The organism is Pseudomonas donghuensis (assembly GCF_000696345.2).
In the GTDB taxonomy this organism is placed as follows: Bacteria; Pseudomonadota; Gammaproteobacteria; order Pseudomonadales; family Pseudomonadaceae; genus Aquipseudomonas; species Aquipseudomonas donghuensis.
In genome coordinates this window covers 1,128,973-1,148,069 of record NZ_CP071706.1, presented here as the reverse complement: position 1 = coordinate 1,148,069, position 19,097 = coordinate 1,128,973, and the positions used below count along the sequence as shown (strand labels likewise).

At 62.8% G+C, this 19,097-nt stretch carries 19 protein-coding genes; 1 reads left to right on the top strand and 18 read right to left on the bottom strand.

Annotated features, from left to right (window positions below; genetic code table 11):
- Positions 1-18: 18 nt before the first annotated feature.
- Positions 19-2,574 (top strand): PepSY domain-containing protein, encoded by a 2,556-nt coding sequence (locus BV82_RS05240; RefSeq protein ID WP_036994271.1) that lies wholly within the window; start codon positions 19-21, stop codon positions 2,572-2,574.
- 75 nt (positions 2,575-2,649) lie between these two features.
- On the opposite strand, the gene BV82_RS05235 is transcribed toward BV82_RS05240, so the two are convergent.
- The 18 genes from BV82_RS05235 to BV82_RS05150 all read right to left on the bottom strand — a co-directional run bounded on the left by BV82_RS05235 (position 2,650) and on the right by BV82_RS05150 (position 19,087).
- Positions 2,650-3,441 (bottom strand): amidohydrolase, encoded by a 792-nt coding sequence (locus tag BV82_RS05235; RefSeq protein ID WP_036993919.1) that lies wholly within the window; start codon positions 3,439-3,441, stop codon positions 2,650-2,652.
- Complete coding sequence (locus BV82_RS05230; RefSeq protein ID WP_010223448.1) at positions 3,429-4,577, bottom strand: pyridoxal phosphate-dependent aminotransferase; 1,149 nt, start codon at positions 4,575-4,577, stop codon at positions 3,429-3,431. Before BV82_RS05230 ends, BV82_RS05235 begins: the two co-directional genes overlap by 13 nt.
- 171 nt (positions 4,578-4,748) lie before the next feature.
- The gene (gene der, locus BV82_RS05225; protein WP_010223449.1) at positions 4,749-6,212 is read right to left on the bottom strand and encodes a ribosome biogenesis GTPase Der; all 1,464 of its coding nucleotides are present in this window, start codon (positions 6,210-6,212) and stop codon (positions 4,749-4,751) included.
- A gap of 116 nt (positions 6,213-6,328) precedes the next feature.
- Complete coding sequence (gene bamB, locus BV82_RS05220; RefSeq protein ID WP_026001344.1) at positions 6,329-7,480, bottom strand: outer membrane protein assembly factor BamB; 1,152 nt, start codon at positions 7,478-7,480, stop codon at positions 6,329-6,331.
- Positions 7,473-8,081 (bottom strand): tetratricopeptide repeat protein, encoded by a 609-nt coding sequence (locus BV82_RS05215; protein ID WP_174242319.1) that lies wholly within the window; start codon positions 8,079-8,081, stop codon positions 7,473-7,475. The genes bamB and BV82_RS05215 overlap by 8 nt, the downstream gene beginning before the upstream one ends.
- 72 nt (positions 8,082-8,153) lie before the next feature.
- The gene (gene hisS / locus BV82_RS05210; RefSeq protein WP_010223452.1) at positions 8,154-9,443 is read right to left on the bottom strand and encodes a histidine--tRNA ligase; all 1,290 of its coding nucleotides are present in this window, start codon (positions 9,441-9,443) and stop codon (positions 8,154-8,156) included.
- 28 nt (positions 9,444-9,471) lie between these two features.
- On the bottom strand, positions 9,472-10,581 hold the full coding sequence (gene ispG / locus BV82_RS05205; RefSeq protein WP_010223453.1) for a flavodoxin-dependent (E)-4-hydroxy-3-methylbut-2-enyl-diphosphate synthase: 1,110 nt from the start codon (positions 10,579-10,581) through the stop codon (positions 9,472-9,474).
- 3 nt (positions 10,582-10,584) lie between these two features.
- Positions 10,585-11,631: a RodZ domain-containing protein gene (locus BV82_RS05200; protein ID WP_036993917.1), complete on the bottom strand. Its 1,047-nt coding sequence runs from the start codon at positions 11,629-11,631 to the stop codon at positions 10,585-10,587.
- A complete protein-coding gene (pilW, locus tag BV82_RS05195; protein WP_010223455.1) occupies positions 11,631-12,389 on the bottom strand; it encodes a type IV pilus biogenesis/stability protein PilW in 759 nt (252 codons plus the stop codon). The genes BV82_RS05200 and pilW overlap by 1 nt, the downstream gene beginning before the upstream one ends.
- Before the next feature lie 13 nt (positions 12,390-12,402).
- Complete coding sequence (gene rlmN / locus BV82_RS05190) at positions 12,403-13,548, bottom strand: dual-specificity RNA methyltransferase RlmN (RefSeq protein WP_010223456.1); 1,146 nt, start codon at positions 13,546-13,548, stop codon at positions 12,403-12,405.
- A 28-nt stretch (positions 13,549-13,576) separates the two neighbouring features.
- On the bottom strand, positions 13,577-14,002 hold the full coding sequence (ndk, locus tag BV82_RS05185; protein WP_010223457.1) for a nucleoside-diphosphate kinase: 426 nt from the start codon (positions 14,000-14,002) through the stop codon (positions 13,577-13,579).
- Between the two features lie 90 nt (positions 14,003-14,092).
- Positions 14,093-14,293, bottom strand: coding sequence for a Fe-S cluster assembly protein IscX (gene iscX, locus BV82_RS05180; protein WP_010223458.1), 201 nt, complete (start codon positions 14,291-14,293; stop codon positions 14,093-14,095).
- Between the two features lie 14 nt (positions 14,294-14,307).
- Positions 14,308-14,649, bottom strand: a complete 342-nt coding sequence (gene fdx, locus BV82_RS05175; RefSeq protein WP_010223459.1) for an ISC system 2Fe-2S type ferredoxin — start codon at positions 14,647-14,649, stop codon at positions 14,308-14,310.
- 3 nt (positions 14,650-14,652) lie between these two features.
- Positions 14,653-16,515: a Fe-S protein assembly chaperone HscA gene (hscA, locus tag BV82_RS05170; protein ID WP_010223461.1), complete on the bottom strand. Its 1,863-nt coding sequence runs from the start codon at positions 16,513-16,515 to the stop codon at positions 14,653-14,655.
- 42 nt (positions 16,516-16,557) lie between these two features.
- A complete protein-coding gene (gene hscB / locus BV82_RS05165; RefSeq protein WP_010223462.1) occupies positions 16,558-17,079 on the bottom strand; it encodes a co-chaperone HscB in 522 nt (173 codons plus the stop codon).
- 8 nt (positions 17,080-17,087) lie between these two features.
- Complete coding sequence (gene iscA / locus BV82_RS05160; protein WP_010223463.1) at positions 17,088-17,411, bottom strand: iron-sulfur cluster assembly protein IscA; 324 nt, start codon at positions 17,409-17,411, stop codon at positions 17,088-17,090.
- 28 nt (positions 17,412-17,439) lie between these two features.
- Positions 17,440-17,826: a Fe-S cluster assembly scaffold IscU gene (gene iscU / locus BV82_RS05155; RefSeq protein ID WP_002552476.1), complete on the bottom strand. Its 387-nt coding sequence runs from the start codon at positions 17,824-17,826 to the stop codon at positions 17,440-17,442.
- Positions 17,827-17,872: 46 nt separating this feature from the next.
- A complete protein-coding gene (locus BV82_RS05150) occupies positions 17,873-19,087 on the bottom strand; it encodes an IscS subfamily cysteine desulfurase (RefSeq protein WP_010223464.1) in 1,215 nt (404 codons plus the stop codon).
- Between the last annotated feature and the right edge of the window lie 10 nt (positions 19,088-19,097).

The following is a 19,097-nucleotide window of genomic DNA, read 5'->3' as shown; positions in this document are numbered from 1 at the left end:
CACGACAAGGTGATTGATGTGGTGAAGAAATCCCTGTTTCAACTGCACTGGTTCTTCGGCATTACTGCCGGCCTGGTGCTGGCGCTGATGGGCATTACCGGTGCCATCTGGTCGTTCCAGGATGAGCTGCTGGAACTGTTCAACCCCGAGGTACTTACCGTCGAGGTACGTCAGCAAGGCGTACTGCCGATGCCTGAGCTGGTGCGCAGGATCGAGACCGAGCAAGGCGACAAGGTCGCCATGCTCTGGGTCCAGCCGCGTAGCGACAGGGCCGCGCGGGTTTTCTTCACCCCTCCTCCCGGCGAGCGTCGGGGCGTGTTGCGCTATGCCGACCCGTACACCGGCAAGCTGCAGGGCGAGGTAGCCGGTCAGGGCTTTTTCGACCTGATGCTGCAGTTGCACCGCTTCCTGGCCATGGGTGATAGCGGCCGACAGATCACGGGCGCCTGTACCCTGATGCTGATTTTTTTCTGCCTCTCGGGCCTCTACCTGCGCTGGCCGCGCAAGGCACTGAACTGGCGGACCTGGCTGACCCTGGACTGGGCGAAAAAAGGCCGCGCCTTCAACTGGGACCTGCACGCCGTGGCCGGTACCTGGTGCTTGCTGTTCTATCTGCTGTTTGCCCTCACCGGCCTGTTCTGGAGCTACGAGTGGTACCGCGAAGGCCTGAACAAGCTGCTCGCCGACAGCCCGGCTGCTGGTCAGCAACACAAGCGCGGCGAAGGCCGCGGCGGGCGCCCGGGTGGTGCCCTGGGCAAGGACGCCAAGCCGCTGGTGGTCGACTACGACGCCGTCTGGGCCAGCCTGCAGGCCGCTGCCGGCCCCGACATGACCAGCTACAACCTGCGCCTGCCGCCAGCCGGCGGGCAACCGGCAACGATCTTCTACCTGCTTGAAGGCGCCGAACACGAACGCGCGCTCAACACCCTGAGCATCGACCCGGCCAGCGGCCAGGTGAAGACCAACGAGCGCTACGCCGACAAGTCGTTCAAGGCACAGCTATTGGCCAGCGTCTATGCCCTGCACGTGGGCAGCTACTTTGGCCTGACCGGGCGGATTCTGGTGACTATCGCCAGTTTGAGCATGCCGCTGTTCTTCGTCACCGGCTGGCTGTTGTACCTGGACCGCCGGCGTAAAAAGCGCCAGGTTCGCGCTGCACGAGGCAATCTCGCGCCTGCGAACGGGCAAGACGGCGGCTGGCTGGTAGGCTTTGCCAGCCAGAGCGGCTTTGCCGAGCAACTGGCCTGGCAAAGCGCAGGGCAACTGCAGGCTGCCGGCGTCGCGGTACAGGTCCGGCCCCTGGCCGAGCTGACCGAGCAGGACTTGAACCAGGCCCGGCAAGCGCTGTTCGTGGTCAGCACCTTCGGTGACGGCGAAGCTCCCGACAGCGCCCGCGGCTTTGAACGTAAAGTGCTTGGACAGCCCTGGGCCCTGGGTAATCTGAACTATGCCCTGCTCGCCCTGGGCGACCGCCAGTACCCGCATTTCTGCGGCTTTGCCCGGCGCCTGCAGGCCTGGCTAGGCGAGCGCGGTGCCACTAGCGCCTTCACCCCGGTAGAAGTCGACAGCGCTGACCCGGCGGCCTTGCAGCACTGGCAACAAGAACTTGCGAAAATCACCGCAAGCACGCCGCCTGTTGCCTGGCAAGCACCCGAGTTCGGCAACTGGACCCTTGTCAGTCGAGAATTGATCAATCCGGGCAGCCAGGGCTCGGCGGTCTATCTGCTCGGCCTCACGCCTGAGCAACCCGCGCAGTGGGAAGCTGGAGACCTGGTGGAGATCCTCCCCCGCAACAATACCCGGAGCCTTGAGCTGTTCCTCAAGGGCCTGGGGCTTGATGGCGAAACTTGCGTGCAGGTCGAAGGCCTGCAGGAGAGCCTGCTGCAGGCCCTGGCCAGCCGCCAGTTGCCGAAAAGCCGCGAGCACCTGGTCGGCCTGCACGCCCAGGCCCTGGTCGATGCGCTGATCCCGCTGGCTGCTCGGGAATACTCGATTGCTTCGATCGCCAGTGACGGCGTGCTAGAGCTGATCGTACGCCAGGAACGCCACCCTGACGGCAGCCTGGGCCTGGGTTCGGGCTGGCTGACCGAGCACCTGGCTGTGGATAACAGCGTCAGCCTGCGCCTGCGCCGCAACAGCGGTTTCCACCTGCCGGCACCGGCAACGCCAATGATCCTGATCGGCAACGGTACCGGGCTGGCCGGGCTGCGCAGCCTGCTCAAGGGCCGCATCGTGGCCGGCGAGCAGCGCAACTGGCTGCTGTTCGGCGAACGCAACCAGGCGTATGACTTTCTCTGCGGGGATGAGCTGCAGGGCTGGCAGCGCAGCGCTGATCTGGCGCGGCTGGACCTGGCCTTTTCTCGCGATCAGAGCCACAAGGTCTACGTGCAGGACCGCTTGCGCGAACAGGCGCCAGAGCTGCGGCGCTGGCTGGATCAGGGCGCGTCGATCTACATCTGCGGCAGTTTGCAGGGCATGGCCAGTGGCGTCGATGAGGTGCTCAACGAGGTGCTGGGGGCTGCCGAGGTTGAACGGCTGATCGAGCTGGGGCGCTATCGGCGGGATGTGTACTAAGCCTTGAGGGCCCCATCGCGGGTCAAGCCCGCTCCCACAGGTCTGGTATGGGAGCGGGCTTGCCTGCGATTGCGATCAATGCAGATCGAAGGTATCGGCATCCAGATTGGCCGGAAACCGCGCGCGGTAGGCCGCAAGGTCCGTCGCGCTGAGCACGACGGTAAACACCCCGTCAGCCTCCCCTGCACTCAGCAGGCTCTCTCCCTGGAAGTCCAGTACCTGGCTGTCGCCGGTGTAGGCAAAGCCCTTGCCGTCGGTACCCACGCGGTTCACCGCCGCCACGTAGCAGAGGTTCTCGATGCCCCGCGCCGGCAACAGGCGGTTCCAGTGCTGGCGACGGGCGGCCGGCCAGTTGGCGGTGTACAGCAGCAGGTCGGTGTCCTGGGCATCGCGGCTCCATACCGGGAACCGCAGGTCGTAGCAGATCAACGGCCGGACCCGCCAGCCCTTGATCTCGAACTGCACCTGGCGTTCGCCTGGGGTGTAGTGCTTGTGCTCACCGGCCATGCGGAACAGGTGGCGCTTGTCGTAGAACAGGATCTCGCCATCGGGCCGCGCCCACAGCAGGCGATTGCGGTGGCTACCGTCGGCGGCCTGGATGATCACGCTGCCGGTAACCACGGCATCGAACTTTTTGGCCTGGCTCTTGAGCCATTTGTAGGTCGGCCCGTTCTCGGGCTCGGCCAGGCTTTCGGAGTCCATGGAAAAACCAGTGGTGAACATCTCCGGGAGAATGATCAGGTCGGCGCCACGGGCCTGCTCCAGCAGGGTTTCGAAATGTTCGTAGTTGGCCAGGCGGTCCTGCCAGGCCAGGCTGGTCTGCACCAACGCGATGTTCAGGTTCGGCAGGCTACTCAGATCGCGCATAGTTTTTCCGCTGCCTGACGCAGCGTCTCCTCGCGTTTGGCAAAGCACAGGCGCACCAGGCGCTGCTCGGGAATAGGGTGCTGGTAGAACACCGACACCGGAATGGTCGCCACGCCATGCTCACGGGTCAGCCACAGCGACATGTCGACGTCGTTCAGGTCCGGGCGAATCTGCGAATAATCCACCAGCTGGAAGTAAGTGCCAGCGCTGCGCCTGAACTCCAAGCGCGAGCTGCCCAACAGATCGCAGAACAGGTCGCGCTTGGCCTGGTAGAAGGCCGGCAGTTCTTCGACATGTTCCGGGTGCGCCGCCATGAAATCGGCCAGCGCCCATTGCAGCGGCGTCACGCCGCAGAAGTTGACGTACTGGTGGACCTTGCGCAGCTCGGCGCTGAGGGCTGGCGGCGCCACCACATAGCCGGTTTTCCAGCCAGTGACGTGATAGGTCTTGCCGAACGAGCTGACCACGAAAGCGCGCGGGTACAGCGCCTCATGGGCCAACACACTGGCGTGCTGCACGCCGTCGAACACCAGGTGCTCGTAGACTTCGTCGCTGATCAGGTAGATATCGCGCTCGGCGATCAGCAGCGCCAGCTTGTCCAGGTCGTCGCGGCTGATCAACGCGCCGCTGGGGTTGTGCGGCGAATTGAGGATGATCATCCGCGTGCGCGGGCTGAGCGCGTCGGTGAGTTTCTGCCAGTCGATGGCGAACTCGCCGTCAGTGAGTTGCACATGCACGCAACGGCCACCGGCCAGCTCTACCGAGGGCTCATAGCTGTCGTAACTGGGGTCGAAGACGATGACCTCGTCGCCTGTGCGAATCACCGCCTGAATGGCACAGAAGATCGCTTCGGTGGCACCGGGAGTGATGGTGACTTCATGCTCGGCATCGACGCTGACGCCATAGCTGCGGGCGATCTTGTTCGCCACCTGCTGGCGCAATGCCGGCAAGCCGGTCATGGGGCTGTACTGGTTGTGTCCGGCACTGACATGCCGGCCTACCGCATCGAGCAGTGCTTGCGGGCCGTTGAAATCGGGAAAACCCTGGGACAGGTTCAAGGCGCCGGTTTGCGCGGCGAGCTGGGACATGGTGGTAAAGATGGTCGTGCCGACGTTCGGCAACTTGCTACTGATCATGGAGCCCTCTTTCCTGCAGCACTATCCGGCTCGAGGCGGCGCGGTCTGGGACCGAGCATAGCGGATTGATCGGTCAGGAAAAAGGTTGTAACAGTCGCAGGCCAATCGCGGGTCAAGCCTGCTCCCACATAGTGGGGGCGGGCTTGCCAGCGAAGAGGCCCTCAAGCCTTGTTAGCGTTTGTCTTTACGCTTCTTCTCGGCTTTCTTGTGGTGCGACATCAAGCGACGCTTCTTGTTGACCTGGCGGTCGGTCAAGGTGTTCTTGTTGCCTTCGTACGGGTTGTCACTGCCCTTGTACTCGATACGGATCGGCGTACCGACCAGCTTGAGCACGCGGCGGTAGGTGTTTTCCAGGTAGCGCGAGTAAGACTTGGGTACCTTCTCGACCTGGTTGCCGTGGATCACGATGATCGGCGGGTTGGCGCCACCGAGGTGGGCATAGCGCAGCTTGATCCGGCGGCTGTTGACCATCGGCGGCTGATGCTCGCTGACTGCGTCTTCGAGGATCTGGGTCAGGCGGCTGGTCGGCCAGCGGGTGACCGCCGACTTGAACGAGTTCTGTACCGACTGGTACAGGTTGCCCACGCCGGTGCCGTGCAGCGCCGAGATGAAGTGGATGTCGGCGAAGTCGACGAAGAACAGCCGGCGTTCCAGCTCGGTCTTCACGTAGTCGCGCTCGCTCGGCTGCATGCCGTCCCACTTGTTCAGGGCGATGACGATGGCGCGACCGGCTTCCAGGGCAAAGCCCAGCAGGTTCAGGTCATGGTCGACCACGCCTTCGCGGGCGTCCATGACGAAGATCACCACGTTGGCGTCCTTGATCGCCTGCAGGGTCTTGACCACGGAGAACTTCTCGACTTCTTCGTGGATCTTGCCGCGCTTGCGCACCCCGGCGGTGTCGATCAGGGTGTACTTCTCTTCGTTGCGCTCGAAGGGAATGTAGATACTGTCGCGGGTGGTGCCGGGCTGGTCATAGACGATGACCCGCTCTTCACCAAGCATGCGGTTGACCAGGGTCGACTTGCCGACGTTCGGCCGGCCGATGATCGCGATCTTGATCCCGTCTTTTTCGCTCGGGCCAGGAATGCGCACCGCTTCCTCGCCTTCGGCGACGTCGGTGTCGATCTCTTCCTCGTCCTTGTCGCGCGGGAAGTCGCTGAGCACGGCTTCCAGCAGGTTGTTGACGCCACGGCCCTGGGCGCCGGCGACACCAATGGCGTTACCCATGCCCAGCGGCGAGAACTCGGCGATGGCCGCCAGCGGATCGATGTTGTCGATCTTGTTGGCGACCAGGAACGAGCGTTTGTTGCGCTTGCGCAGGTGCTCGGAAATCATCTGGTCGGCGGCGGTCAGGCCAGCACGGGCATCGACCAGGAACAAGACCACATCGGCTTCTTCGATGGCCAGCAGCGACTGCTCGGCCATTTTTTCGTCCATGCCTTGCTCGTCACCGGAAATACCACCGGTGTCGACCAGGATGTACGAGCGGCCTTGCCAGCGCGCTTCACCGTACTGGCGGTCTCGGGTCAGCCCGGACAGGTCGCCGACGATAGCGTCGCGGGTCCTGGTCAGGCGGTTGAACATGGTGGATTTACCGACGTTCGGTCGGCCCACCAGGGCGATTACGGGAACCATTCGGCTCTCCACTGCGTAAATTCAGAAAATACAAAGGCCGCTGCACTGCAGCGGCCGGAGTTCGAGCGGCACCCGAAGTGCCGCAGCCCGAGGCCGGCATGGCCTCAAGCATAGCCTCAGCGGATGGTCAGCGCCTCGAGCTTGCCGCTGTTGCCGTACACATAGATGGTGTCACCCACCACCAACGGACGGGCGCGCAGGCCATCGCTGTCGATACGCTCACGACCGACGAAACGACCATCGACCTGGCTGAGCAGGTGCAGGTAACCTTCCAGGTCACCCACCGCCACATAGCTGGAGAACACTTCCGGCGCCGACAGCTGGCGGCGTGCCAGCGAGTCGTTGCTCCACAGCGCGCTGGAGGAGCGCTCGTCGATGCCTTCCACGGTGCCCGAAGCCAGGCTCACGTAGACGTTACCGAAGCCCTGGGCCACACCGGTGTAGCTGGAAGCATCACGCTGCCACAGTACCCGGCCGCTCTCCAAGTCCAGGCCGGCGACGCGGCCCTGGTAGCTGGAAACGTACAGGGTACCGCCGGACAGCAGCAGGCCGCCGTCGATATCCACCACCCGGTCGAGCTCCGAGCGACCTTGCGGGATGGCCACGCGCTGCTCCCAGACCGGCACGCCGTTCTGGGTGTCGAGGGCAATCACCTTGCCGGTCGACAGGCCGACAACGGCCAGACGGTTGGTCACGATCGGCGCGCCGGTACCACGCAAGGTGAGTACCGCTGGCGTGCTTTCGTAGATCCAGCGACGGTCGCCAGTGCTGGCGTCCAGGCCGATCACGCGGTCGTCCTGGGTCTGCACCACCACCACGTCACCGTTGGTGGCCGGCGGAGCCAGTACTTCACTGGTAACGCGCGAGCGCCAGCGTTCTTCACCGGTGCTGGCATCCAGGGCAATCACTTCGCCTTTGAGGGTACCGAGCATGACCATGCCGTAACCGACGCCAACGGCGCCGGACACCGGCAGTTCGAGGTCCTTCTTCCAGGCCACGTCGCCGTTGTTGCGATCCAGCGCCATCACCACGCCGGTGACATCGGCGGCATAGATGCGGTCGTTTTCGATCGCCGGCACCAGCATGTTGAAGGTCTCGCCCTGACCGTCACCGATCGAGCGGCTCCACTGCTTCTTGAGGACCACCTCTTCGGTGAACTTGGTGAGTTCGGCCGGCGGCAATTCCTTTTTGCTGTTGCTGCTGCAACCCACGGCCAGAAGGGCCAGGGTCAGCACTGCTGCATGTTTCCAACCGATCACGTCACGCATCCCCTTTGGCCAGGTCGTCGAGCTTGAGTTGCAGGCCACCGATCGCGGCATCGTCAGACAGCGCGGCCTTGGCTTTTTCGTAAGCGGCATGGGCTTCGCCAGCGCGGCCCAGTTGTACCAGCAGGTCACCCTTGAGCTCTTCGCGGCTGGCCAGGAAGGCCTGGTCGGCATCGCCTTCGAGCAGCTTCAGCGCCTCTTCAACCTTTTTCTGCGCAGCCAGGACACGGGCCAGGCGCTGACGGGCGATTTCGCCCAAGGTTGCGTCAGCCGGCTTGTCCATCACCAGCTTGAGCTCGGCGGCGGCGTCATCGAGCTTGCCGCTCTCGACGGCCACCTTGGCCACGAACAGGCTGGCGTACTGGGCATAGGCCGAGCCGCCAAATTCGTTCTTGAGCTTGCCGGACAGCTCGGCGACCTTGGCCGCGTCAGGCTCGCCAGTTGGCGTCAGGGTAGTCTCCAGCAGGGCCTGGTAGAGGTTCGAGGCGCCTTGCGACTGGTTGGTCTGGTATTTCTGCCAGGCTTGCCAGCCGAACACCACGACCAGCGCCAGCAGGCCACCGGTTACCAGCGGCTTGCCATTGCGGTCCCACCAGTCCTTCATCGCGACCAGTTGTTCATCATCGGTACTCGACACCCCAATACTCCTTTTCACCAAATCGGCTGTTGACTCGCCTCACGCCTGCGCGAGCGAGGCTTCCAGGTGCTCTGCCAGAGCATCCCAGGCAATGTTTTGTTGTTCGCCCTGACCGCGCAGGGGCTTGAAACCTACCACTTGTTGCGCCAGTTCGTCGTCCCCCAGGATCAAGGCGAACAGCGCGTTGCTCTTGTCGGCCTTCTTGAACTGGCTCTTGAAGCTGCCAGCACCGGCGTTGACCTGCAGGCGCAGGTTCGGCAGACGGTCACGCAGGCGCTCGCTCAGGGTCAGCCCAGCCAGCTCGGCCTGCTCGCCGAAGGCGCACAGGTAAACGTCGACCTGGCGGTTGATCGATTCCGGCACCTGCTCAAGGGTTTCCAGCAACAGGATCAGGCGCTCGATGCCCATGGCGAAACCAACGCCCGGGGTCGGCTTGCCGCCCATCTGCTCGACCAGGCCGTCGTAGCGGCCACCGGCACACACGGTGCCTTGGGAGCCGAGCTTGTCGGTGACCCATTCGAAAACGGTCTTGCTGTAGTAGTCCAGGCCACGCACCAGCTTGGTGTTGATCACGAACGGGATGCCGGCGGCATCCAGGCGTGCTTTCAGGCCGTCGAAGTGCACGCGGGACTCTTCGTCCAGGTAGTCTTCGAGTTTTGGCGCGTCGACCAGCACCGCCTGGGTGTTCGGGTCCTTGCTGTCGAGGATGCGCAGCGGGTTGCTTTTCAAGCGGCGCTGGCTGTCTTCGTCCAGTTGCTCCAGGCGCGCCGAGAGAAACTCGACCAGCGCGTCACGGTAGCGGGCACGGGCTTCGCTGGTGCCCAGGCTGTTGAGCTCGAGCTTGACCGCGTCACGGATGCCCAGCAGGCCCCAGAGGCGCCAGGTGAGCATGATCAGCTCGGCGTCGATGTCCGGACCGTCAAGGTTGAAGACTTCGACACCAATCTGGTGGAACTGGCGATAACGGCCTTTTTGTGGACGCTCGTGGCGGAACATCTGGCCGATGTACCAGAGCTTCTGCACCTGGCCACTACCGCTGATGCCATGTTCGAGCACAGCCCGCACGCAGGCGGCGGTGCCTTCCGGGCGCAGGGTCAGGGAGTCGCCGTTGCGGTCGTCGAAGGTGTACATCTCTTTTTCGACGATGTCGGTGACTTCACCGATCGAGCGCTTGAACAGCTCGGTGAACTCGACGATCGGCGTGCGGATCTGGCGATAGCCATAGGTATCCAGCAGACCGGCCACGGTGCTCTCGAAATAGCGCCACAGCGGCGTCTGATCGGGCAGGATATCGTTCATGCCACGGATGGCTTGCAGCGATTTGCTCACGGAAAATCCCTTAACAATTCTGTGTCAGTCAGCCACGGGCGATCAGCGCCGCGTCGGCCTCGGCTTTTTCAGCCGCTTTCTGGCGGATGAGTTTTTCCAGCTCATCGACCAGGTTGTCATTGGTCAGCTTCTGTGCAGGCTTGCCGTCGATGTAGATCAGGTTCGGCGTGCCGCCGGTGAGCCCGACATGGGCTTCCTTGGCCTCGCCCGGACCGTTGACCACGCACCCGATCACTGCCACGTCCAGCGGCACCAGCAAGTCTTCCAGGCGCCCTTCCAGCTCGTTCATGGTCTTGACCACATCGAAGTTCTGCCGCGAGCAGCTCGGGCAGGCGATGAAGTTGATGCCACGCGAACGCAGGTGCAAGGACTTGAGGATGTCGTAGCCGACCTTGACCTCTTCGACCGGGTCAGCTGCCAGCGAAATGCGAATAGTATCGCCAATCCCTTCAGCAAGCAGCATACCCAGGCCCACTGCGGATTTCACCGTGCCCGAGCGCAGGCCGCCGGCTTCGGTGATACCCAGGTGCAGCGGCTGGATGATCTGCTTGGCCAGCAGGCGGTAGGCTTCGACGGCCATGAACACGTCGGAGGCCTTGACGCTGACCTTGAAATCCTGGAAATCCAGGCGGTCGAGGTGCTCGACGTGACGCATGGCCGATTCGACCAGCGCCGCCGGGGTTGGCTCGCCGTACTTTTTCTGCAGGTCTTTTTCCAGGGAACCGGCGTTGACGCCGATCCGGATCGGGATACCGCGGTCGCGGGCGGCATCGACCACCGCACGCACGCGGTCTTCGCGACCGATGTTGCCCGGGTTGATGCGCAGGCAGTCAACGCCCAGCTCGGCTACGCGCAGGGCAATGCGGTAGTCGAAATGGATGTCGGCGACCAGCGGTACGCTGACCCGTTGCTTGATCTTGCCGAAGGCTTCGGCAGCGTCCATGTCCGGTACCGAGACGCGCACGATGTCGACGCCGGCATCGACCAGGCGGTTGATCTGCGCCACAGTCGCGGCCACGTCATTGGTGTCGGTGTTGGTCATGCTCTGGACCGCGATGGGAGCATCGCCGCCAACAGGCACATTACCTACCCAGATTTTCCGGGATTCGCGACGTTTGATCGGAGATTCGCCGTGCATGACTTATTGTCCCAACTTCAGGCGAGCGGTCTCGCCACTGGTGAACGGCGCAACGTCGACAGGCTGGCCGTTGTAGCTGACCTGCACGCCACGGGCAAAGCCCAGGCGGACCGCGAATGGCGGCTTGCCGGTCAGGTCCAGGCTGTCGCCCTTGCGCTTGATGGCGCTGAACAGCACCTTGCCGTTGCCATCGGTGACCGAAGTCCAGCAATCGGCGTTGAACTGCAAGTGCAGCTGGCCGCTACCAGCCGGGGCTGGAGCAGCAGGTGCTGCCGGTGCTGCGGCAACCGTGCTATTGACCACCGGTGCAGCCGGGGCTGGCGCCGGAGCAGGCACAACCGGGGCCACCGGAGCCGCTGGCGCTAGCGCAGCGCTGGCAGCAGGTGCGGCAGCCGGGCTGGCCGGTGCTTGCGCGGCGGGTGCTTGTTCAGTCGCTACTTGTTCAGCTGGTGCTGCGCCGGCCTGCTCGGCGGGCGTCGAGGCCTGCTCAAGGTTCAGCGTCGTGCTTTGCGGTTGCTGACCCGCGGTCACGGCCTGGTCTTCAGGCTCGTCCAGCGGGTGAATCTGGGTAGTGCCGTCGGCGCTTTCGACTTCGACGTGCTCCAGGGCCATGTTGGCCAGGTCCTTGCCGCGCAAGCTGGTCTGGTCCTGCCACCAGAAGAAGCCACCACCGATCACCACCACCAGCAGCACCAGGCTGACGATGCGCAGGATATTGTGCGACAGGCGTACCGGTTCTTCGATGCGGCCCAGGGCGTGCACGTCGCTGCCCTGGGCGTGGGTACCGGTGCACTGGTCGAAGGCCTGCACCAGAGTGGCCTGATCCATGTCCAGCAGCTTGGCATAGGCGCGGATGTAGCCTCGGGCAAAGGTATGCCCCGGCAGCTTGTCGAAGGCGCCGGCTTCAAGATTGTTCAGGGAACTCACGGTGAGGTTGAGCTTGCGAGCCACTTCGGCCTGGGACCAGTCCCTGCTCTCGCGGGCCTGACGCAGGATTTCACCGGGATTTTCGCGAGTCGCTGCTGCTGCTTCGGGATGCGCCGCTTTCATCATTGCTCCGACAGGTATTGCTGATATTCCGGCGTACCGGGATAAAGTCGTTGTAATTGCAGGCCCAGCTCGCTGGCCTTGTTCCGTTCTTCGAAGACATTGGCCAGGCGACTGCCCAGCAGCAGGCTGCGGGCACTGTGGTCGCTCAGCTGGCTGAAACGATCGTAGTAGTCACGGGCCGGCACATAATGCCTGTCTTCGTAAGACAACTCAGCCATTTCCAGCAACGCGCGCGGTTGCTGCTGGTTGAGTCGCAAAGCTTTTACCAGGTATTCCTGCGCTTGCGCGCGCTGGCCTTGCCTGAGCGCGGTCAGGCCGAGGTTCTCGAACACCCGGGAGCGTTCAGGATACAGGGTATCGGCCGCCGCTTGGGCAAACATCTGCTGCGCCTGGGCGTATTGCCCACGAGCATAAAGGAAACTGCCGTAATTGTTGCGAATTCGGCTGTCGTCCGGGCGGCTGGCCAGGGCCTTGCGAAAGTGCGCCTCGGCCAGTTCCGGCTCGTCTTCGGCCTGAAACACCAAAGCCAGGGCCGCATTGGCTGCGGCATCCTGGCTATCGAGGTCGAGGGCTTTTTTCAGCGGCGCCTTGGCCTGCTCGGTCAAACCTTGTTGCAAATAACCCAGGCCCAACTGCACATAGGCCTGCCGCGCCTGTTCGCGCCCTTCACGACTGCCCAGCGCGTCCGAACTCCCGCCGGACACGCAACCTGCAAGCAGGGCGAGCGCCAGGATCGACAGCGCGAAGCGCAGGGTCATGGAGGTCCTCTCTTTAGTTACGCGCGGCGCTTTCTTGCACGTCAGCGTCGGCGTTCAACTGACGCACGGCGATATAGCGCTCGCTGCGACGGGTGCGGTCCATTACCTGGCCAACCAGCTGGCCGCACGCCGCGTCGATGTCTTCACCACGGGTGGTACGCACCGTGACGTTGTAACCGGCGTGATGCAGGTGGTCCTGGAAGCGGCGGATGGCGTTGTTGCTCGGGCGCTCGTAACCGGAATGCGGGAACGGGTTGAACGGGATCAGGTTGATCTTGCACGGTACGTTCTTGAGCAGCTCGGCCATTTCCACGGCGTGCTCGAGCTTGTCGTTGACGTCCTTGAGCAAGGTGTACTCAATGGTCAGTACGCGCTTCTCGCCCAGTTGCGACATGTAGTTCATGCACGCCTCGAGCAATACCTTGAGCGGGTACTTCTTGTTGAGCGGCACCAGTTCGTTGCGCAGCGCATCGTTCGGCGCGTGCAGCGACAGGGCCAGGGAAACGTCGATGTGCTTGGCCAGCTCTTCGATCATCGGAACAACGCCAGAGGTGGACAGGGTCACCCGGCGCTTGGAAATACCGTAGCCGAGGTCGTCCATCATCAAATGCATGGCGGCGACCACGTTGTCGAAGTTCAGCAGCGGTTCGCCCATGCCCATCATCACCACGTTGGTGATGGCGCGGTCGATGGTGGCGGGAATGCTGCCGAACGACTTGTTGGCAATCCACACCTGGCCGATCACTTCGGCGGCGGTGAGGTTGCTGTTGAATCCTTGCTTGCCGGTGGAGCAGAAGCTGCAGTCCAGGGCGCAACCGGCCTGGGACGAGACACACAGGGTGCCACGCTTGCCCTGGGGGATGTACACGGTCTCGACGCAGCTGCCGGACGCCACGCGCACCACCCATTTACGGGTGCCGTCGCTGGAGATGTCCTCGCTGACCACTTCCGGACCGCGAATCTCGGCAACCGCCTTGAGCTTTTCGCGCAAGGCCTTGCCGACATTCGTCATGGCGTCGAAATCATCGACGCCAAAGTGGTGAATCCATTTCATTACCTGACCGGCACGGAAACGCTTCTCCCCGATAGAGTCGAAGAATTTTTCCATTTCCGGCTGGGTCAGCCCCAACAGGTTAGTTTTGCCAGTCGATGTCGTCATGGATTCACCCTCACCCGTAAGCTTTCGCTTAGCGAGTGGTTACCTCGGTAGCTGCGAAGAAGTAAGCGATTTCGCGAGCAGCAGCGGCTTCGGAGTCCGAACCGTGAACGGCGTTGGCGTCGATGGATTCAGCGAAGTCAGCGCGGATGGTGCCTGGAGCAGCTTCTTTAGGGTTGGTAGCGCCCATCAGCTCACGGTTCAGAGCGATAGCGTTTTCGCCTTCCAGAACCTGAACAACAACAGGACCGGAGATCATGAAAGCAACCAGGTCACCGAAGAAACCGCGCTCTTTGTGCTCAGCGTAGAAGCCTTCGGCTTCGGCTTTGGACAGTTGCTTCAGTTTCGAAGCAACGACGCGCAGGCCGGCTTTTTCGAAACGGGTGGTGATCTCGCCGATCACGTTTTTAGCAACTGCGTCAGGCTTGATGATCGAGAAAGTACGTTGAACAGCCATGGAAAACTCCAGAAACGTTGAGTGAAGCGAAAAATTAAACCCGCGAATTATACGCGGGTTCCGGGGGATTGCCTAACCTGCCGAGCGCGCTCAGTCGGCTTCTTCGATCCAGGCCGCCTGGATGGCTTCGAGAACCTTCTCGCCGCCACGCTGCGGATCGTCACTGAAATCCGGCAATGCCAGCACCCACTGGTGCAGATCGACGAAGTTCACATAACGAGGATCGACTTCCGGCTTGCTTTCGGCAAGCTGGATTGCAATTTCAAGTACATCAACCCATTTCAGACTCATGATGGCTCCCTGAATCAGTGCGGCGCTTCGGCGGCCAGGTTGATCGTGTACTTCGGAATCTCGATGGTCAGGTCTTGCTCACCAACGATCACCTGGCACGCCAGGCGCGACTGTGGCTCCAGGCCCCAGGCCTTGTCGAGCATGTCTTCCTCGAGTTCGTCGGCTTCTTCGAGCGAATCGAAGCCTTCACGCACGATGCAGTGGCAGGTGGTGCAGGCACACACGCCGCCACAGGCGCTTTCCATCTCGATGTGGTGCTCGTGGGCCAGCTCCAGGATGTTGGTTCCTGGTTCCACCTCCACCACCAGCCCTTCCGGGCAGAACTTCTCGTGGGGCAGAAAAATCACCTGCGGCATCAGTTATTCCTCGATCTCATTCAGGTTGCGCCCGGCCAAAGCGGCTTTTACCGTCGAATCAAGGCGACGGGCGGCAAAGGCATCGGTCACCTGCGACAGACGCTTGGTCTGCTGCTCGATGGCCACGCCATCGGTGCCGGTGATCAAATCACGCAAGTCTTGCATCTGTTGCTCGATCGCCAGGCGCTCTTCGGCGTCCAGCAGGCGCTCGCCATCGGCGTCCAGGGCGCCCTGCACCGCTTCGAGCAGGCGCTCGGCGTCGACCTGGTGCTCGCGCAGCTGGCGCGCCACCTTGTCGAAACCGGCATGTTCGAAGGAGTCCTTGAGCATGCGGGCAATTTCGCCGTCGGTCAGACCGTAGGACGGCTTGACCTGGATGCTCGACTCAACGCCCGAACCCAGTTCGCGCGCCGAGACATTGAGCAGGCCATCGGCGTCGACCTGGAAGGTCACGCGGATCTTCGCGGCACCGGCGACCATCGCCGGAATGCCACGCAGTTCGAAGCGCGCCAGGGAGCGGCAGTCACTGATCAGTTCGCGCTCACCCTGCAGCACGTGGATCATCATGGCCGACTGGCCATCTTTGTAAGTGGTGAACTCCTGGGCACGGGCAACCGGGATGGTGGTGTTGCGCGGAATCACCTTCTCCATCAGCCCGCCCATGGTTTCCAGACCCAGGGACAGCGGAATCACGTCGAGCAGAAGCAGTTCGCCACCATCGCGGCGATTACCGGCCAGGGTATCGGCCTGGATAGCGGCGCCGATGGCGACCACCTGGTCCGGGTCGATTTCGGTCAGCGGGGTACGGCCAAACAGCGCACCGACAGCCTCGCGCACACGCGGCACGCGGGTCGAACCACCGACCATGACCACCGCAGCGACTTCTTCGAGCTCCACGCCGCTGTCACGCACGGCGCGGCGGCAGGCCTTGAGGCTGCGGGCGACCATCGGTTCGATCAGGGCATCGAAGGCACTGCGAGTCAACTCGGCCTGCCAGCCGCCATAGGCAACCGTCACCGCATCAGCGCTGGTCAGGGCCTCTTTGGCTGCACAGGCGGTTTGCAGCAGCTGGCGCTGGGCACCGGGATCGAGGTCCGAGGACAGCCCAGCCTGCTCGACGATCCAGCTGGCGATGGCGTGATCGAAGTCGTCGCCACCCAGGGCGCTGTCGCCGCCAGTGGCCAGCACTTCAAAGACACCGCCGGTCAGGCGCAGGATCGAGATATCGAAGGTACCGCCACCCAGGTCATAGATGGCCACCAGGCCTTCGGCATTCTGGTCCAGGCCATAGGCCACGGCCGCCGCGGTCGGCTCGTTGAGCAGGCGCAATACGTTCAGCCCGGCCAGGCGCGCGGCGTCCTTGGTGGCCTGGCGCTGGGCGTCGTCGAAATAGGCCGGCACGGTGATCACCGCGCCGACCAGCTCGCCACCCAGGGTCTCTTCGGCGCGCTGGCGCAGCACCTTGAGGATATCGGCCGAGACTTCCACCGGGCTTTTCGGGCCCTGGACGGTGTCGATAAACGGCATGTGCGACTCGCCGCCGACAAAGCGGTACGGCAGCTGTTCGCCCAGTTGCTTGACGTCCGCCAGGCCACGGCCCATCAGGCGTTTGACCGACAGCACGGTATTGAGCGGGTCGCTGGAGGCGGCGTCGCGGGCCCCCTGGCCGACATCGATGCGGTCGGCGTGATAACGCACCGCGGACGGCAGGATGACCCGGCCTTGGGCATCCGGCAGGGGCTCGCTCCGGCCACTGCGCAGGGCAGCAACCAGGGAATTGGTGGTACCAAGGTCAATACCCACCGCCAGGCGACGCTGGTGCGGCTGGGGGCTCTGACCGGGTTCGGCGATCTGCAGTAGGGCCATGCTTATCTGAATACCAGGGGCGCCGCCAGAAGCAGCGCCGGGTTAATCGTCGAGGCGCTCTTCCAGCTGGCGCACTTCGTAGGCGAGCTTGTCGAGAAACTGCATGCGGCGCATCAGGCGCTCGGCCTGTTCACGCTGCGCAGCATCATCCCAGCAGGCGGCGAAGTTCTCATTGAGTGCTTCCTGGGCAGTTTTCAAGCGACGCTTGAAGACGGCCACGCCATCGAGGTCGGCACTGTCCTGGAGGTCTTCGAGCTCTTCACGCAGCTGCATCTGCTGCAGCAGGAACTCGGGATCATGGACGGTGACTTCCTGCGGCACTTCATGACCGCCGATCGCCAACAGGTAGCGTGCACGCCGGGGCGCGCTCTTGAGAGTCTGGTAGGCCTCGTTCAGCGCAGCCGAACGCTCCAGCGCAATGCGCTGCTCACGTTCGGAGGCATCGGCGAAGCGATCCGGATGGACCTCGCGGGCCAGCTCGCGATAGCGAACGGCCAGCTTGTCGAGATCCAGACGGAAGCCAGGTTGCAGGTCAAACAGGGCGAAATGACAAGGAGTACCCACGCGCAGCCTCAGACGTTGAAGCTTTCGCCGCAGCCACACTCACCGCGCACGTTGGGGTTGTTGAACTTGAAGCCTTCGTTCAACCCTTCCTTGACGAAATCCAGTTCGGTACCGTCGAGGTACGTCAGGCTTTTCGGATCGATGATGACCTTCTCGCCATGGCTCTCGAAGACCAGGTCTTCGCTGTCCGGCTGATCGACGAACTCCAGCACATAGGCCAGGCCCGAGCAGCCGGTGGTGCGCACGCCGAGGCGAATACCTTCACCCTTGCCACGTCCGTCGAGGGAGCGCCGCACATGTTTGGCGGCGGCTTCTGTCATGCTGATAGCCATCGAGACTCCTTACCTGCAACAGGCGACCTTAGAGCAAACCTTTCTTCTGCTTGTAATCGCGCACGGCCGCCTTGATGGCGTCCTCGGCGAGTACCGAGCAGTGGATCTTCACCGGCGGCAGCGCCAGTTCTTCGGCCAGCTGGGTGTTCTTGATGGTTTCGGCTTCGTCCAGGGTCTTGCCCTTCATCCACTCGGTGGCCAGGGAGCTGGAAGCGATGGCCGAACCGCAGCCGTAGGTCTTGAACTTGGCGTCTTCGATGACGCCCTGCTCGTTGACCTTGATCTGCAGACGCATGACGTCGCCGCACGCCGGGGCGCCGACCATGCCGGTGCCGACATCCGGGTCCTCGGCATTCATCTTGCCGACGTTACGCGGGTTTTCGTAGTGGTCGATGACCTTTTCACTGTATGCCATGGTGCAATTCCTTCCTCATCAGAGAGCCGCTCTTGCCGGCGACTACTTAGTGCGCAGCCCACTCGATCTTGGAGATGTCGACGCCGTCTTTGTACATATCCCACAGCGGCGACAATTCGCGCAGCTTGGTCACGGCCTCGCAAACCTTCTGCGCGGCGTAGTCGATTTCTTCTTCGGTGGTGAAACGACCGAAGGTGAAGCGGATCGAGCTGTGTGCCAGTTCGTCGTTGCGGCCCAGGGCGCGCAGTACGTAGGACGGCTCGAGCGAAGCCGAAGTACAGGCCGAGCCGGACGAAACGGCCAGGTCCTTGAGCGCCATGATCAGCGACTCGCCTTCGACGTAGTTGAAGCTCAGGTTCAGGTTGTGCGGAATGCGCGCGGTCATGCTGCCGTTGATGTACAGCTCTTCGAGGCCTTCAACCTGCTTGTAGAAGCGGTCGCTCAGGGCCTTGATGCGCACGTTTTCGCTGGCCATCAGTTCTTTGGCGATGGCGAAGGCTTCGCCCATGCCGACGATCTGGTGGGTGGCCAGGGTGCCCGAACGCATGCCGCGTTCGTGACCGCCGCCGTGCATGGCGGCTTCCAGGCGCACGCGAGGCTTGCGGCTGACATACAGCGCGCCAATGCCTTTAGGGCCGTAGGTTTTGTGCGCCGAGAACGACATCAGGTCGACTTTCAGCTTTTGCAGGTCGATCTCGACCTTGCCGGTGGACTGCGCGGCATCGACGTGGAACATGACGCCGCGGGCGCGGGTCAGTTCGCCAATGGCGGCGATGTCATTGATGGTGCCGATTTCGTTGTTCACGTGCATGATCGACACCAGGATGGTGTCTTCACGCAGGGCCGCTTCAACCATGGCCGGGGTGATCAGGCCATCGGCACCTGGTTCGATGTAGGTGACTTCAAAACCTTCACGCTCCAGCTGACGAGTGCTGTCCAGAACAGCCTTGTGCTCGATCTTGGAGGTGATCAGGTGCTTGCCCTTGGTGCTGTAGAAGTGCGCGACGCCCTTGATTGCCAGGTTGTCGGACTCGGTTGCACCGCTGGTCCAGACAATTTCCCGCGGGTCGGCATTGACCAGGTCGGCGACCTGGCGACGGGCGTTCTCGACCGCTTCCTCGGCTTTCCAGCCAAAGACGTGGGAGCGCGACGCCGGGTTACCGAAGTTCCCGTCGACCAGCAGGCAATCGCTCATCTTCTGGGCGACGCGTGGGTCGACCGGTGTGGTCGCGGAGTAATCGAGGTAGATCGGCAACTTCATTGAATATCTC

What these genes read in the sequence shown, in the direction of transcription:
- BV82_RS05235 (WP_036993919.1), bottom strand. Translation starts at nt 3,441, where the DNA reads ATGCGCGATCTGAGTAGCCTGCCGAACCTGAACATCGCGTTGGTGCAG.
- BV82_RS05230 (WP_010223448.1), bottom strand. Translation starts at nt 4,577, where the DNA reads ATGATCAGTAGCAAGTTGCCGAACGTCGGCACGACCATCTTTACCACC.
- der (WP_010223449.1), bottom strand. Translation starts at nt 6,212, where the DNA reads ATGGTTCCCGTAATCGCCCTGGTGGGCCGACCGAACGTCGGTAAATCC.
- bamB (WP_026001344.1), bottom strand. Translation starts at nt 7,480, where the DNA reads ATGCGTGACGTGATCGGTTGGAAACATGCAGCAGTGCTGACCCTGGCC.
- BV82_RS05215 (WP_174242319.1), bottom strand. Translation starts at nt 8,081, where the DNA reads ATGAAGGACTGGTGGGACCGCAATGGCAAGCCGCTGGTAACCGGTGGC.
- ispG (WP_010223453.1), bottom strand. Translation starts at nt 10,581, where the DNA reads ATGCACGGCGAATCTCCGATCAAACGTCGCGAATCCCGGAAAATCTGG.
- BV82_RS05200 (WP_036993917.1), bottom strand. Translation starts at nt 11,631, where the DNA reads ATGAAAGCGGCGCATCCCGAAGCAGCAGCAGCGACTCGCGAAAATCCC.
- pilW (WP_010223455.1), bottom strand. Translation starts at nt 12,389, where the DNA reads ATGACCCTGCGCTTCGCGCTGTCGATCCTGGCGCTCGCCCTGCTTGCA.
- rlmN (WP_010223456.1), bottom strand. Translation starts at nt 13,548, where the DNA reads ATGACGACATCGACTGGCAAAACTAACCTGTTGGGGCTGACCCAGCCG.
- ndk (WP_010223457.1), bottom strand. Translation starts at nt 14,002, where the DNA reads ATGGCTGTTCAACGTACTTTCTCGATCATCAAGCCTGACGCAGTTGCT.
- iscX (WP_010223458.1), bottom strand. Translation starts at nt 14,293, where the DNA reads ATGAGTCTGAAATGGGTTGATGTACTTGAAATTGCAATCCAGCTTGCC.
- fdx (WP_010223459.1), bottom strand. Translation starts at nt 14,649, where the DNA reads ATGCCGCAGGTGATTTTTCTGCCCCACGAGAAGTTCTGCCCGGAAGGG.
- hscA (WP_010223461.1), bottom strand. Translation starts at nt 16,515, where the DNA reads ATGGCCCTACTGCAGATCGCCGAACCCGGTCAGAGCCCCCAGCCGCAC.
- iscA (WP_010223463.1), bottom strand. Translation starts at nt 17,411, where the DNA reads ATGGCTATCAGCATGACAGAAGCCGCCGCCAAACATGTGCGGCGCTCC.
- iscU (WP_002552476.1), bottom strand. Translation starts at nt 17,826, where the DNA reads ATGGCATACAGTGAAAAGGTCATCGACCACTACGAAAACCCGCGTAAC.
- BV82_RS05150 (WP_010223464.1), bottom strand. Translation starts at nt 19,087, where the DNA reads ATGAAGTTGCCGATCTACCTCGATTACTCCGCGACCACACCGGTCGAC.